This is a genomic window from Cellulomonas sp. PSBB021 (assembly GCF_002240455.1).
Taxonomy (GTDB): domain Bacteria; phylum Actinomycetota; class Actinomycetes; order Actinomycetales; family Cellulomonadaceae; genus Cellulomonas; species Cellulomonas uda.
Window position 1 is genome coordinate 3,142,688 of sequence record NZ_CP021430.1, and the last position, 14,930, is coordinate 3,157,617.

The following is a 14,930-nucleotide window of genomic DNA, read 5'->3' on the forward strand; positions in this document are numbered from 1 at the left end:
CGTGACGGGGACGACCGTGCCGCCGCCCCTGCCGCAGGAGCCGACCGCCACCCCCGTCGGGTGGTCGGACGCGAGCGCCGCCGTCGAGCGCGGGCGGTGCCCCGCGTGCGGCGGGTCGCTCGCGTTCGACGCCGCGGTCGGCGCGCTGCGCTGCGGGTCCTGCCGCGCGACGCTCGACGTCACGCACGGCGCCGACGAGCGCGTCGACGAGCACGACTACGAGCGCTGGCGCGCACGCCACCCGCAGTACGCCGTGGCCTCCGTCCCGGGGCAGCCGCTCGCGTGCGAGGGCTGCGGCGCGACCACGCAGACCACGGACATCGCGGGCGCGTGCCGGTTCTGCGGCGGCAACCTCGTGGCGACCACGCTCCCCGAGGGCGTGATCGTCCCCGAGGCGGTCCTGCCGTTCGGCGTCGACTCGCGCGCCGCGCGCGAGAACGTCACGAAGTGGGTCCGCTCGCGGTGGTTCGCGCCGTCCGCGCTCAAGAAGGTCGGTGACACCGAGTCCATCCGCGGGACGTACGTGCCGCACTGGACGTTCGACGCCCGCACGACGAGCGACTACGTGGGCCAGCGCGGCGACCACTACACGGAGAAGCAGGGCGACCAGGAGGTCCGTCGCACGCGCTGGCGCCACGCCGCCGGCCGGGTGCGCCGCGACTTCGACGACCTGCTCGTCCCCGCCTCCCGCGCGCTGCCGCGCAACCGGCTCGACCAGCTCGGGCCGTGGACGCTCGGCGCCGCGCAGCCGTACCGGCACGAGTACCTCGTCGGGCACTCCGCGCCGCGGTACGACGTGGACCCGCAGGACGCCCACGCGCAGGCGAAGCAGCGCATGGACGCGCGGATCCGCCAGGACGTCGAGCACGACATCGGCGGCGACGAGCAGCGCGTGCACTCGATCAGCACGACCTACGCGGACGTGATGTTCAAGCTCGTCCTGCTGCCCGTGTGGCTCGCGACGTTCATGTACGCGGGCAAGCAGTGGCAGGTGATGGTCAACGCGAACACGGGGCAGGTCGTCGGCGAGCGCCCGTGGTCCGTGCCGAAGATCGTCGCCGCGGTCCTCGTCGGGATCCTGCTGGTGGTCCTGGCGGTCTGGTTCTTCGGCCGCAACCAGCAGTGACGCGCCGGGGTCAGGCGAAGTGGGCGGCGAGCCAGTCGAGCAGGAGCGTCTTCTCCGCCGCCTGCACGCGGGCGCGCAGCGAGGCGACGTCGTCGTCGGGCTCGACCGGCACGGTCGCCTGGGCCAGGACGGGACCCTCGTCGTACTCGGGCGTGACGACGTGCACGGACGCGCCGGTCTGCCGCACGCCGTCGGCGAGCACCGCGGCGTGCACCCGGTCGCCGTACATGCCCTGCCCGCCGTACGCGGGCAGGAGCGCGGGGTGGGTGTTGACGACGAGGCCCGGGAACGCGGCGAGCGTGCGCGGGCCGAGCTTCTTCATGTAGCCCGCGAGCACGACGAGCTGCGCGCCGGACTCGACGAGCGCGGTGAGCATTGCGGCGTCGAGGACCGCGGGGTCGGGGTGCGTGAGGCCGGACAGGTGGCGGGTAGGCACACCGCGCTCACGCGCGTGGGCCAGCGCACCGGAGCCGCTGTTGTTGCTGATCACGACGGCGACCTCGGCGGCGATGGTGCGTCCCGCGGCGTCCATGATCGCGGCGGCCGTCGTCCCCGTCCCGGAGGCGAGGATCGCGATGCGGGCGGTCGGTCGGTCGCCGGTGGAGGTCACCGCGCAAGCATAGGAGCGCGCCGGGAGGCCGGGTGCCGGGTCGGGGACGAGGGGCGCCCGCGTTCGTCGTGACGTGCGCGCAACACTGCTGTCACACTCCACTCGTACCGTCGCGCACGAACGGGGCGACGACAGCGCGGTCAGCACGGCCGCGTCCGCCGTCCCCACGCAGGTGAGCAGGGGAGGGCGCGCGGATGTTCGACCACGTGGACCCGTTCATCGGCACGGACGCGACCGACCTGCCCGTGCCGACGGGCCTCGCCTCGACGTGGTGGTGGCCGAAGCCGCAGGTCGGCAACACGCACCCGGGGGCGACGTACCCGTTCGGCATGGTCTCGGCGTGCGCGTACTCGGGCGCGTACCCCACGGGCTACGGCCGCTACGACCTGTCGACCGAGGGTCTGCCGCCGGTGCTGCACGACGAGCTCGTCGCGAGCGGGTTCACGCACTTCCAGCAGTCCGGCACGGGCGCGATCCGCAAGTACTACAACTACTTCCGGGTGACGCCGATGCTGCGCCCGCTCGACGACCTGGGCACCGCGTGGCGGATCGTCGAGGAGCAGGCCGAGCCGGGGTACTACGCGGCGACGCTCGAGTCGGGTGTGCGCGCGGAGATCACCGTGGGGCCCAAGTCCGCGGTGCACCGGTACACGTTCCCCGCGCACCACGACGCGCGTGTGGTCATCGACTTCTCGCTCGGCGGGCTCGACATCCCGTTCGGTCGGACGATCCCGCTGCGCGCGCACCTCGGCATGGTCGGGCCCGGGCAGGCGGAGGGGGAGATCGTCGTCGAGGGGGCACCGCTCGCGGTGCGTGTCGAGTGCGACGCCCCCGGCTGGCGGCAGATGCTCTGGTACGACCGCCGGCTCATGCCGGGCGGCACGCGCCTGGACTTCGACCGCATCCGGCCGACGACGCTGCGGCCGTTCGGCCTGATGTGGGCGGGCCCCGCCGAGGCCGGGCAGGTGGTCGAGCTGCGGTTCGGGTTCTCGCTGCGTGGCGTCGACCAGGCGCGCGAGACGTTGGAGGCCGAGCTGGGCGGCGGCGGGCCGGCGTTCGACGAGCGCCGCGGCGCGACGCGCACGGTGTGGCGCGAGCACCTGGGCAAGGTCGCGGTGGACACGCCCTCGTCGGACAAGCAGACCGTGCTGGCGACCGCGCTGTACCACTCGCTCGTCAAGCCGTGCCTCGCGCCCGACGAGTCGCCGTTCTGGCCGACGCCCGGCCCGTTCGCGTTCGACCTGTCGACGATGTGGGACATCTACCGCACGCACCTGCCGCTGATGACGGCGCTGGTCCCGGAGCGGTCCGTCGAGCTCGCGAACGCGTTGCTGCAGATCGCGGAGGAGGAGGGCAACCTCCCGATCGGGTACCGCATGGCGCGCGGCGCGGACCGGTTCTCGCGGCAGGGCTCGGCGCTCGCGCACACGTTCCTCGCGGACCTGTGCTCGCTCGGCCTGCCCGGCGTCGACTGGGACTGGGCGCTCGTGCACATGCACGACGACCTGCGCCGCACGTACGGCGAGGAGTACCTGCAGCGCGGCATCACGCACCCCGTCAGCCACACCCTCGACCTGGCGTTCGGCTACTGGTGCACGGCGATCGTCGCGGCGCGCGTCGGTGACCTGACGCTCGTCGACCAGTTCGGCACGCTCGCGGGCGGGTGGACCCGCGCGTTCGGCCCGGACGGGCTGCTCGTCGACTCCACGTGGTACGAGGGCGGCCGGTGGAACTACTCGTTCCGTCTGCTGCACGACATGGCGTCCCGAATCGCGCTCGCGGGCGGCGACGAGGCGTTCGTCGGGATGCTCGACCGGTTCTTCGGCTTCGGTGCGGACCCCGTGAAGCAGCCGGGCGTGCGGCCGGACGTGCAGGAGCTCGCGGCGGGCTACGCGCTCGACCGGTTCGAGGGCCTGAACAACGAGCCGGACATGGAGGCGCCGTGGGCGTACATGTACGCCGGGCGCCCGGACCGCACCGCGCAGGTGGTGCACGACGTGGTGCAGCAGCAGTTCGGCACCGGCCGCGGCGGCCTGCCGGGCAACGACGACTCCGGCGGGCTGTCCTCCTGGTACGTGTGGGCGTCGCTGGGGGTGTTCCCCGTGGCGGGGCAGAACCTGTTCCTGCTCAACGCGCCCGCGTGGCGTGAGGCGCGCGTCGACGTGGCGGGCGGGACGCTCGCGATCGAGACCACGGGCTTCGTCGAACCCGAGCCGGGCGGCCCCGCGCAGCACGTGCAGTCCGTGCACCTGGACGGCGTGCCGCTGGACCGGCCGTACCTCACGGGCGGTGAGCTGCACCGCGGCGGGCGCCTGCTCGTCGGGCTCGGCCCCGAACCCTCGGGGTGGGCGACGCGGCACCGGCCGCCGTCCGCGCCCGCACCGCAGCATCCCCAGAACCCCGAGAGGACGACGCCATGACCCAGCACGTCGCCCGCCCGAACCGCCGCCTCGTGATCGTCGTGCGCGCCGACCCGGTCATCTGCGGCCACTCCGGCGAGGCCCGCAACCTCGCGGAGGCCGCCCTGGATCGCGGGTTCGACGAGGTGCGCATCGTCACCTGGCCCGTCGACCGGCTGCAGGCTGCGGGGCTGCCCCTCAAGCCGCTCGACGGCGTGCTCCCGTACTCGCCGGGGATCGTCGTGGAGCGGCCCGCACCCGTGGGTGACTACAAGGTGCCCGACGGTCGCTGGCTCGCGGGGCTCACCGGGCGGCTCGTGGAGCTGTTCACCGACGGCGTCCCGACCGTCGCGATGTCGCTGTACCTGTCGCCGCACGCGACCGCGATCGCCGACGCCGTGCACGTCGCGCGGCGCACGGGCCTGCCCGTGGACGTCGTGACCGTCGCGGAGGCCGTGGGTTCCGACGTCACCAACGTGGTGCGCGCGTGCGTGGAGGAGGGCCGGTTCGGCGCGGCCGCGCACGTGCTGTCCGGGTACCTCGAGCACGACGTGTGCCTCGCGGTCTCGCAGTACACGCGCGACCTCGTCGTGACCGAGGCGGCCGCGCTCGACGCGGCGCACGGCACCCGGTTCGCGGCCGAGCTGCGCGCACGCGTCGCGATCTCCTACCCGGCGGTCGACGTGGCGGCGTACGTGCGGCGCGACGACGACGAGACGGGCCGCGTGCTCGCCGCGCGCGGCCTGACCCGCGGCGGGTACGTGCTCTACCTGTCGCGGCTCGCGCACGCCAAGGGCGTCGACGACCTCATCGACGGGTACGTCGCCTCGGGGGCACCCGCGGCCGGGCAGCGCCTCGTGGTCGCCGGCAACGGCCCGCAGGCCGCCGAGCTGCACGACCGTGCCGCCGCGACCGGTCTCGGCGACCTGGTCACGTTCCTGCACGACGTGCCCGACGACGAGAAGCCGCACCTCATGGCGGGCTGCACCGCGTTCGTGCTGCCGTCCAAGCCGCGGCCCGAGTTCGTCGAGACGTTCGGCATCGCGCTCGTCGAGAACATGCTGTCCGGCGGCGGCCCGGTGATCACGACCGACACCGGAGGCATCGGGGAGGCCGTCGGCAGCACCGCGCTCGTCGTGCCGGCGTCCGACCCCGGCGCGATCGCCGCCGCGATCGACGAGGTCCTCGCGATGGACGACGACGAGCGCGCGGCGTGGTCCGCGCGAGCGCGCGAGCACGCGCTGCAGTTCGAGCGCGGCGTCGTCCTCGACAAGATCCTCGACCGCGTCGCCGCCGCCACCCGCACGCCCGCCCTCCTGCCCTGAGCGCCGCCGGGTGACGCCCGGGGCGACCCGGGCGTCACCCGAAAGCGCCCTCTCGTGTGGATACCGCCCACGCGGGGCTGCCCGGTTCGCTACGGTGCCCAGCGACCACCGCGCCGTCCGGCGCAGGACGACGGGAGGCCGCGCGACGTGCACCGCAACCACGTGTACGTGTTCGACGTGCTGCGCGCGGACGCCGCGCGGCTCGACGACCTCGACGTGGTGCGCGGCGCGCTCACCGGGCTGGTCGCCGACGCCGGGCTGCACGCCGTGGGCGCGGAGGCCGTGCACCGGTTCGCACCGCAGGGCCTGAGCCTGGCGATCCTGCTCGCCGAGTCGCACGTCGCGGTCCACACGTGGCCCGAGCACGGCGCCGCGTACGTGACGCTCACGAGCTGCCGCCGCCCCGACGACGGGTTCGTCGAGCGGACGCGCGCCGCGCTCGCCACCGCGCTCGCGGGCACCGTCGTCGTGCGCGAGGTGCCGCCCGCATGAGCGTCGGACGGCGGCCCCGCGCCCGCATGGCGCTGGGCAAGCACCTCGTCGGCGCCCCGCCGTGGCGCTCGATCCCGCACGGCGTCGTCGTGTACGAGGAGTACGACCCGGCCGACCGCACCACGTACACGTGGGAGGAGTGGGAGGTCCTCGGCTACGAGAACCTCGATTTCTGGGTGGAGTACGACCACTACACGCGCAAGGTCACGCTCTACCGGCCGCTCGAGGTCGTCGAGCGACTCGACCCCACGCACCTGCAGGAAGGTCAGTGGCTCGGCGTCACGTGGCGCGGGCAGACCCACCAGGTGCGCGTGGACGAGGTGGGCGTGGGCCGCATCGCGTACCTCGAGGGCGGCTTCACGTACGACCTGCAGCTCGGCCAGGACGTCGCATACGCCGAGCTGCGCGGCCACGGGTTCGTGCTGTCCGTCGAGAAGTTCGACGAGCGCGTGCTCGACGTCTACCACGGCGTCGAGCTCGACACCGCGGGCCAGAAGGCGCACTTCGGCAGGCGCGTCGCACCGCGCAACCTGCGCGGGCTCGTCCTGGGCCTGGTGATCGCGCTCGGCATCGGCGGGCTCGGCGTCGCGTGCTCGCAGACCGTCGAGCAGTGCACCCCCCGCACCGTGCTGGCCGAGCCGGGCGGTGTCACCACCACCACCGAGCAGGTGTGCGTCCGACGCTCCGTGTTCGGCGGCGGCGGAGGGCTCGGCAAGTGAACGTCCCGACCAAGGAGAAGCACCCGTGATCATCGAGTTCCTGTCGACCCTGCTGTACTCGGTCGTCGGCATCGTCATGCTGCTGCTGGCGGTCGTCGTCGCCGACCGGCTGTTCCGGCTCAACCTGCGCCACGAGCTCGTCGAGGAGCACAACGTCGCGTTCGGCATCCTCATCGCGGGCATGGCGGTCGCGATCGGCCTGATCATCGCGGGCACCATCAGCTCCTGAGCGCCGCATGACCGCCACCGAGGTCGAGCACCCCGCCGCGACGGGCCGGTCGCGCGCGCGCCGCATGGACCGCCCGACGGTCTTCGCGGCCGCGCTGCTCGTCGCCGTCGGCGGCATCGTCTACGAGCTCATCCTCGGGACGGCCGCGTCCTACCTCGTCGGCGACTCGGTCGTCTCGTTCTCCGTGGCGACCGGCCTGTCGCTGTTCGGGATGGGGATCGGCTCGCTGCTCGCACCGCGCCTGCCCGGGCCGTCCGGCATCGCGTTCGTGCGCAACGAGCTGGTGCTCGGCCTGCTCGGCGGCTCGTCGGTGCTCGTGCTGTTCTGGGCGTACGGGCAGACCGAGCTGTACTGGCCGGTGTTCGTGCTGCTCGCGGTCGGCATCGGCATCGGGATCGGCATCGAGATCCCGCTGCTGGTCGCGCTGCTCAAGGAGCACGGCCGCGACGAGTCCGTGGGCCTGCTCTCGAAGGTCCTCGCGCTCGACTACCTGGGCGCGCTGCTCGCGTCGCTGCTGTTCCCGTTCCTGCTGCTGCCGGTGCTGGGACTGGTGCGCACCGCGCTCGCGGTGGCGATCCTCAACGTCGCGGTCGCGCTGTTCATGCTCGCGCGCATGGGCCACCAGCCGCGCTGGACCTGGACCACGGGCGGCGCGCTCGCTGCCCTCCTCGCGGTGTTCGCCGCGTCGTCGGGCCTCGAGGCCGCACTGTCGACGCGGCTCTACCAGGACCCGGTGGTCGCGGCCGCGACGTCGCGCTACCAGAAGCTCGTCGTCACGGACTACCAGGGTGACGTGCGGCTCTACCTCAACGACCAGCTGCAGTTCTCGTCCGTCGACGAGGCGCGCTACCACGAGACGCTCGCGCACTCCGCGTTGACATCGGTGCGGGCTCCCGCGTCGGTCGCGATCCTCGGCGGGGGTGACGGCCTGCTCGCGCGCGAGGTGCTGCGCTACCCGACGGTCCGCGAGGTCGTCGTCGTCGACCTCGACCCCGCCGTCACCGACCTGGCGCGCAGCAACCGGCTCCTGCGGGACCTGAACGAGGGCTCGCTCGACGACGAGCGCGTGCGCGTCGTGAACGCCGACGCGTTCGGGTGGGTGCGGGACACGGGCGCGACGTTCGACGCGGTGCTCGTCGACCTGGTCGACCCGTCCGACGAGCGGGTCGCCAAGCTGTACTCGACGGAGTTCTACTCCTCGGTCGTCGCGCACCTGCGGCCCGGCGGCGTGCTCGCGACGCAGGCGACGTCGTCGTACTTCACGCCGCACGCGTACTGGCAGGTGGTCGCGACGCTGCGCGCGGGCGGGCCGGGGCGCACCGTCGTGCCGCTGAGCGTGAACGTGCCGTCGTTCGGCGAGTGGGGCTTCGCGCTGTCCCTGCCCGGCGCGGGTGACACCTTCCTGACCGCGACCCCGCTGCCCGACGGCCTGCGCTTCCACGACCACCGCTCGCTCGCCGGGACCGCGCGCCTGCCCGGCGACCTGAGCCCGGTCGAGATGCCCGCGTCGACCCTGCTCGCGCCGGTGGTCTACCGCACCTACCAGCAGGACATGCGCCACTGGCGCTACTGACCCGACCCCCACCGGTCGAGCGCACCTGTCAGCGGTGCGGCGGTGCTGAGCCGGTCAGTTCTTCGGGAGGACGACGTGCTCCGGGTCGCGCGACCACCGCAGCACCTTGATCGCGTCGGTCTCGAGCTGGTCCCACGTCACGCGGTGCTTGAACATGCTGCGCATCTCGAACGGCACCAGCGGCTGCGCGGGGTTGCTGCGGTCGATCCCGACCTCGTTCATGCCGCCGAACAGCACCTGCTGGCTGACCTGGACCCCGCTGCCGAGGCCCGCGCGCACGTAGTCGCCGAGCGACGCGCTGCCCACCGCCGGGTCGTCGCTGCGCAGCTCGCACGGCGCGGTGCGCCCGCACCTGCTCGCGAGTCGACGCGAGGCGCAGGTAGACGAGCAGTCGCTCGGATCTAGAACGTGCCGGGGGGCTGGCGCCTCCAGAAACCTGTCGCCGCAGGTCAGTGCCTCCGTCGTCGGTCATCCGCGAGCGCTCGATCTTCAGCTGCGCAGTTTCATATGGGGTCTTCCGCCGATGTCTACCATGTTGTACTCTGGGTCTACACGGTTCGTAGACATGGGGAGTTGAGATGATCGGGTTCTTGCAGATCGAGGGTGAGCTGGACGTCCTGGCGCAGATCGCGGCCGAGCTTCAGGAGCGATACCCGGATGGCATCGGGGTGACGGTTGAGCCGTACGACGAGGGCGGCTGGAACGTGGAGGCGGCTCGAGCGCTCGTCGAGCGACTGGCTCCCCGGCAGCGTGCGCTGCTTCGTTGCCTGGCGATGGATGGTGGCGTCGTTGATGACGACACGCTCCGCGAGGAGCTGGCCAACGAGAGTGGCTCACTGAAGGGCATCACTGGCCCTATCACGAAGCACATTCACAACCTCATCGAGGACGGCGTGATCGAGGACGAGCCCACGCAGCCGTGGATCACGCTCTACGACCCCGCGGTGCCGGGATTTCAGCGGACGATCGGCATGCGCATGCCGGAGGCGCTCGTCGCGATCTTCCGCGCCGCCTTCGCGAAGTAGTCGGCGAGTCGAACGGCCGGCTCTCTCTCATCGGGAGCCGGCCGTTCTTGGCGAGGTCATCGTCGCGCTCGAAGAGTCCCGTCTGCTGCTGCCCGATCTCAGATGGGACGACGCGGCCTAACCGAACCTGGAGCCGGGCGGTAAGACGTCCGAGTCGTCACCGCGATGCGCACGGTCCCGGCGTGACGGCTACAGGAGCCCTTCTTCGCGGCGCCGGTGCGGCGGCGTGTCTCCCAGACGATGTAGGGGCCGTGCAACCGGGCAAGGCAGGGACCAGACACGCGTACAACCTGACACTTCCGCGCGGTCCCTCCACGGGGTACGCTGCCTGCCAGTGGCAGGTACGACTGCCCGACCCGAGCTGGACCGTTCCCATGAGCACCCGGCGTCGAGGACAAGGGTCCACGACTCGCGTACGGCAACACCCCTGACCACTGGTGCCCTAGTACCGGCGGAGGGCATGGGACCGCCGCCGAGGAACAGGACCATCCGTGACCCAAAACCGGGCACGCAAGAACGCCGTCCGCATGACCCAGGCCGCCACCGGACGTAAGTACACCGACGCCGCTCGCCTCACCACCACCCCCGCGTATCTGCGGGCTCGGGACATCGCCCGGGCCGCGTACGAGGCCAACCTGACCAGTGCACCGGCGAATATCACCCAGATCAGCGAACAGTCGTTCATGTTTACTGTCGCAGGGACCGTGTGGGTGTTCGCCGAAGGGGTGGATCCCCAGGGGTCGGTCATGCTCGAGCCGCTCAACGACGACGACGACTTCCGGCCCTTCCCGGGGGCGCTGTTCACACCGGACGACCCACGACCAGAGTTGCCTCGCGCGTGGGACATCATCCGCAACGCGATGGACCGCCGGCACAGCGAACGGGCCGCCGCCGACCACCGCTGCCCCGGCTGCGGTGACCTGTATCGGCCCAAGAACCTGCTGCCAATCCAGGAGGCGGGACCAGCGGTATGCCCGTCGTGCTGGCTGAGCGGAACCGGTGAGCGCCCTGGTCGAGACGTCGCCAACGTGGCTGTCGAGCTCGACCGGCGGATGCGAGCCGACCTCAGCATCGACGGCACATGGGCCGGGCTGATCGCGTTCCTGAACGTCGCCGCCGCCAGCACCGGCACGACGATGAACAAGCTGTTCCCGGAGCTGCTGGACGATGCGTCCGCAGAGTTCTGGCGCACCCCTGGCGACCTGTGGATCTGGTTGCCGCCGGTTGCCAACCGGCCCGACGTCCTGCCGGACTTGGACACGGGCGCGTGCCTGGGCGCGCTCCTGGGAAACGTGGACGAGCGAGGCATCACCTTGCAGGGCGTCGCCGAGCGCGCTGGCGTCAGTGGTGTGGACGAGAGGTTGTGGCCGGCCGTTGTCGCGTACGCGACGTCGTTCGCGACATGGACGCGCACTGCATCGTGGCAACCTCGGCCGCCGGCGCATGAGCGGACGTTCGGCCGGCTCAGGGTCGACGCGAATGCAGTCAGTGAGGTCCTCGCGGCATTCCCCGGCACGACCCTCCGCCCCATTTCGACGGCCGCGACCCTCAACCTGGCCGAGCGCGTCGCCCGCGAGATGTTCGACTGGGACGCACTCGTCCACTGGGACCACCGGCGGTCGCTCGCAACCGATGAGGTCGAGCGACCTAGCCCGGATGCACCACGTGAGAGGACGGAACAGCCGTGAGCAGGTTCGACGACTCACCCGAGCAAGCCGCAGCTGCGCGGTCGACACCGCTGTCGACGGCACCGGGACGGTCACGTGCGGCGGCAGCCGGTCCTGATCCTCACCCAGAAGCGCAGGCCAGTCAGATGACACTCGACGCAACTCAGCACGGCCTGGAGGAAGGCCAGGTGCCGCCCGACGAACCCGCCTGCGCCTCGGGCGTCGCGTGTGACACGAAGCAGCGACCTCGGTGGAGGACCGTGGCGCTGATCGTGGCCGGGGGCGTGGCCACCGTAGTAGGAATCGTGGTCATCACCCTGGCGGCATCTCACAAGTCAGCCGTCCTCCACAACGCGAAGGCGTACGCCAACGGACTGTCGGACGCTTGGGCAAGTGGCATGAAGTCAAGTGACTCAAACGAGGAATGGAGCGACGGTATGGAACTCGTTCCCGGCGAGTACGTCTTCGACTGCCACGAATGCGACGGCGACGGACAAATCGAGGTGGGCGACCGAGACTACGGGGACGCCGAGTGGGTGCAGTGCGAGCGCTGCTTCGGATCGGGCGTGCTTGAGGTGGACGAGGAGGAGGCGGCCGAGATCATGACCTACGTCGGCTCTTCACCCATCCGTAGACCCTGAGCCTGTTCCGGTTGGACGATTCCTGCACGGGGACAGTCCGCGGACTTCGGCAGGCCGGGCAAGTGGTCATCAGTGTCACTCCGTTCGCGAGTGGTCTCGGTCGTCGCTGGCGCCCGACGGCGGCGCACCGGCTGAATCGCTACTTGCTGATCGTCGGATCGTCGTAGTAGTCGGAGTGGTCAGGGCCGAAGGTGGTTCTCCGAAGGGGGCGCGGTGGCATGAAAGCCGCACCCGCGGCGGGTCCGCCAGCAGGGCGGGGCGTTGGTGCGGTAGGCGCCTGAGACCTCCGCGGGATCGTCTGTGTCGGGGCCTCGCCTCTGGAAGCAGTGCATTTCAGGGCTCGGACAGCTGCGGTGAACTTCTCGATCCGGGCCAGTTCACGACGGGCGGCCGATTCGGTCGAGACCGCGTTCGCCAGTCCCTTGAGCGATGCGCCGACCTTGGCGATGTCACCGAGCAGGACGACCTTGATTCGCCGCAGGTACTCGTCATCGACAGGATGCGGGCCTGCGGCTTGACGCTCGGCCCGCTTGATCCGGGACTGCAGGTCGTCTAGCTTGCGGATCGCCTTCAGGATTCGGGGTCGGTCGGTCGCGCTGGCGGTCGGGGGGCGGTTCGAACAGGAACCGTGGGCTGGCGTGGCGCCTCGCTCACGGGCGCGGCTGGTCGATCGCCGCGACGCTGACGTGCACGCTCGGAGCGTGTGCGTCGCGTCGTCTTGGGTGGGGTCGGCTTCGGAGCGAGTTCCGCCGTTGCGCGCGCACGGAGCTGGCCGTAGCTCTCGGCGTCGAGCAGATCTCGAAGGGACGGCACTTGGCTTCTCCCATCAGGGCCGGCGCTGGCCCGTGACTTCTCTCCGTCTGATATCGGCTCGCGACCGGTGGGTCGTGAGTGGTGCCTACGGGGTCATGTCGTCGTGCTGCGTGACTCTCGACAGTTCGATGTGGTCGCCGAGCTGCCAGAAGTGCATGCGACGGGCGGCCGGGGAGTTGCGCTGGAGGGCAACACGCATGCAGGTGGCGCCGCCTGGCCGACGCACCGTCGGCGAACCGCCGGACCGGTCGGTACGCAGGGGGTGCAGTTCGCGGGAGTCGAGGCCGGCGGCAAGGCCAGTCACCACTTCGACGACGACCGAGACGACCTTGGCGCGCTCCAGGCCCTGCACCTGCTCGAGAGACGGCAGGAACGAGGATCCGATGTCGTAGTCGCGCAGCGGCAGTTCTGCCTTCTGTCCCGCAGGAATCCGGCGCGCCCATTCCAGGTGGACCTCGAAGCGGAACTGCTCGATGGGGTCGCTGAACAGGTCGGCAAGGTCGAGGTCGTCACCGGGGCTTCGCGCCGCACGCTCGGCCTTGCGGCGTTGGCTACCGGACGTGCGCAGCCGCGTTCGTAGGTTGTCCCGGTCCCGCCGAAGTCGGGCGTTCTCCGACTCGAGCCACTGGTGCGTGCGTTGAAGCTCGCGGATCTCGTCCACGTGTGCTGGGTTCGCTACCGCCGGTGTCCGGCGCCCCGCGTCCAGCGGCGTTGCGCGAGCCACGGGTGTTGTCGTGGCAGGTTCGAGGGCAGCGACGGGTTCGAGGACGCGAGGGACGACGGGGATCGAGGCCATCTCGGGCTCGGCCTCGGGCATCGTCAGGACCAGCCACGGCGGGCCGCCGGCAAGCAGCGCGGGTGCCGCCGCCGGCTCGTCGTCATCGTCAACCGTGTCGAGGCGGAGCCCGCAACTCGGCGCTCGGCTGAGGTCGAGCGATTCGATGCGCGCAATGACGACCTCGCCCGGTGACAGGAGGTCGCGGATGTCATCTAGCGGGTTGTCTGTGATCCGTCGGTGTTCGAGGACTGTCGTGACCCCGGGGTAGACGGCGAGGGTCGCCGTGTTGTTGGCGACGGCCTCGACTCGGGCCATGACGGTCATGCCCGGTGTGTATTCAGCAAGGGCTTGGGCTGCGGGTCGCAGCAAGTCGCGGACATCGAGCCGACGTGTCTCGACGTCCAGTACGCCTTGTACGCGTTGGCCTGGTGTGACGACGTGTTCGATCGGCACATCGGGGACGGTGAGCTCGGCCCAGATGGTCGCGTACGAGTCGTCGTCCATCAGCAGCATCGCCCGCGAGCCCGCGACGGTCACCTTCACGGTGCCCGACGCGTCAGCCTGCGACGCGACCGGCGACGAGGCGTTGGTCAGGCCCGCCTCGAGGGCAAAGGCCGCGAGATCGCGAGCGAGGGCGTCGACGACGCGGGTCGAGTCACCGCGCGAGTAGGCGAACCGCAGCGGACTGCGGTACGGGTCCGACATCCAGGTCCGGTCCACGCGGTACACGCGGCCGGCACCGCCGTAGACCTGCGTCATGTCGGGCATCGCGCGGGAGAACGCCCGCGACGTCTCATCGGTCGGCATCAGCACGACCTCGCCCAAGTCACCGACCTCACGCTTGAGCTCGTCGGCGTCGATGAACGGCTCCTGGGCGCCGGAGGGGATCGAGACGACGGCGATCGGCCACGGCGCACCGCAGAGCAAACGCGTTGCTAGCTGCTCCGCATCGGCCGGTGTGCGGACCCGCTGCACGCTCGACGGCGGCCGCACGGGCACGGGAACCTCCGCCGTGATGGTTCCCTGTGCGGCGGGCGCGCCGGCCGGGAGGGCCCGCGTGGACTCGCGGTGACGGTTGCGCTTCGGCATCCTTCTCGACCTCCGGCTGACGGCGATGCGCGAAACGTAGCCGCGCCCCCAGACATCGGGCGGGTGTGCTCGCGATCAGTGTGGACCAACCCCTGGACGTCCGGGCCAAGTCCCGCCTCAACCTTGCCCCCGACACCACGGAGGCGACCGACCAGCCGCTAGCCCATACAGCCTGACCAGCACGAAGATCACACCAAGCGCTACACCACTCCCAGGGGCTTGACCGCGGGTCAGGCTCCTGTCGTCTCGCACACCGTGCACGCAGTCGGCTTCGAACGTGAAGCACACCCTGCGTGGCGGTGACGCCATCCAAGAGAAGACTTCACCCGCCCGAGACGGGGCCTGATGCACGAGTAGGTGACAGGTGGTCTCAGGCGGCGAGTGCGACCTGAGTGGTCATGACGGTCTCGAACTCGACGGGTGTCAATCGTCCGAGGCGGTGCT

At 71.2% G+C, this 14,930-nt stretch carries 13 protein-coding genes; 10 read left to right on the top strand and 3 right to left on the bottom strand.

The annotated features are described in order from the left end of the window. Window position 1 precedes the first annotated feature (1 nt). Entirely contained in the window at window positions 2-1,126 is a 1,125-nt protein-coding gene (locus tag CBP52_RS14445; RefSeq protein WP_094181541.1) for a hypothetical protein, read from the top strand. Window positions 1,127-1,136: 10 nt separating this feature from the next. Here CBP52_RS14445 and CBP52_RS14450 read toward each other — a convergent pair whose 3' ends face one another. Continuing rightward, window positions 1,137-1,736 (bottom strand): phosphoribosylglycinamide formyltransferase, encoded by a 600-nt coding sequence (locus CBP52_RS14450; protein ID WP_094181542.1) that lies wholly within the window; start codon window positions 1,734-1,736, stop codon window positions 1,137-1,139. A gap of 194 nt (window positions 1,737-1,930) precedes the next feature. Between CBP52_RS14450 and CBP52_RS14455 the strand changes: the two genes are divergently transcribed. The 6 genes from CBP52_RS14455 to CBP52_RS14480 all read left to right on the top strand — a co-directional run bounded on the left by CBP52_RS14455 (window position 1,931) and on the right by CBP52_RS14480 (window position 8,473). After that, window positions 1,931-4,156 carry a glycoside hydrolase domain-containing protein gene (locus tag CBP52_RS14455; RefSeq protein WP_094181543.1) on the top strand — a complete coding sequence of 742 codons (2,226 nt, stop codon included), beginning with the start codon at window positions 1,931-1,933 and terminating at the stop codon, window positions 4,154-4,156. Continuing rightward, window positions 4,153-5,460, top strand: a complete 1,308-nt coding sequence (locus tag CBP52_RS14460; RefSeq protein ID WP_094181544.1) for a glycosyltransferase — start codon at window positions 4,153-4,155, stop codon at window positions 5,458-5,460. The genes CBP52_RS14455 and CBP52_RS14460 overlap by 4 nt, the downstream gene beginning before the upstream one ends. A 147-nt stretch (window positions 5,461-5,607) precedes the next feature. After that, a complete protein-coding gene (speD, locus tag CBP52_RS14465; RefSeq protein WP_198303477.1) occupies window positions 5,608-5,952 on the top strand; it encodes an S-adenosylmethionine decarboxylase in 345 nt (114 codons plus the stop codon). Continuing rightward, window positions 5,949-6,671, top strand: coding sequence for a DUF4178 domain-containing protein (locus CBP52_RS14470; protein ID WP_157732653.1), 723 nt, complete (start codon window positions 5,949-5,951; stop codon window positions 6,669-6,671). Before speD ends, CBP52_RS14470 begins: the two co-directional genes overlap by 4 nt. Window positions 6,672-6,696: 25 nt before the next feature. After that, the gene (locus tag CBP52_RS14475; RefSeq protein WP_094181546.1) at window positions 6,697-6,900 is read left to right on the top strand and encodes a DUF350 domain-containing protein; all 204 of its coding nucleotides are present in this window, start codon (window positions 6,697-6,699) and stop codon (window positions 6,898-6,900) included. Between the two features lie 7 nt (window positions 6,901-6,907). Continuing rightward, on the top strand, window positions 6,908-8,473 hold the full coding sequence (locus CBP52_RS14480) for a polyamine aminopropyltransferase (RefSeq protein WP_094181547.1): 1,566 nt from the start codon (window positions 6,908-6,910) through the stop codon (window positions 8,471-8,473). A gap of 54 nt (window positions 8,474-8,527) precedes the next feature. On the opposite strand, the gene CBP52_RS14485 is transcribed toward CBP52_RS14480, so the two are convergent. Continuing rightward, the gene (locus tag CBP52_RS14485) at window positions 8,528-8,779 is read right to left on the bottom strand and encodes a hypothetical protein (protein ID WP_094181548.1); all 252 of its coding nucleotides are present in this window, start codon (window positions 8,777-8,779) and stop codon (window positions 8,528-8,530) included. Between the two features lie 272 nt (window positions 8,780-9,051). Here CBP52_RS14485 and CBP52_RS14490 point away from each other — a divergent pair, with 272 nt between their 5' ends. The 3 genes from CBP52_RS14490 (at window position 9,052) to CBP52_RS14500 (ending at window position 11,806) form a co-directional block, all read left to right on the top strand. Continuing rightward, entirely contained in the window at window positions 9,052-9,498 is a 447-nt protein-coding gene (locus CBP52_RS14490) for a hypothetical protein (protein ID WP_094181549.1), read from the top strand. A 491-nt stretch (window positions 9,499-9,989) separates the two neighbouring features. After that, window positions 9,990-11,186: a hypothetical protein gene (locus CBP52_RS14495; protein ID WP_157732654.1), complete on the top strand. Its 1,197-nt coding sequence runs from the start codon at window positions 9,990-9,992 to the stop codon at window positions 11,184-11,186. 239 nt (window positions 11,187-11,425) lie between these two features. Next, entirely contained in the window at window positions 11,426-11,806 is a 381-nt protein-coding gene (locus tag CBP52_RS14500) for a hypothetical protein (RefSeq protein WP_094181551.1), read from the top strand. An 898-nt stretch (window positions 11,807-12,704) separates the two neighbouring features. Here the strand turns inward: CBP52_RS14500 and CBP52_RS14505 are convergent. Then, window positions 12,705-14,486, bottom strand: coding sequence for a hypothetical protein (locus tag CBP52_RS14505; protein WP_094181552.1), 1,782 nt, complete (start codon window positions 14,484-14,486; stop codon window positions 12,705-12,707). Window positions 14,487-14,930: the final 444 nt, after the last annotated feature.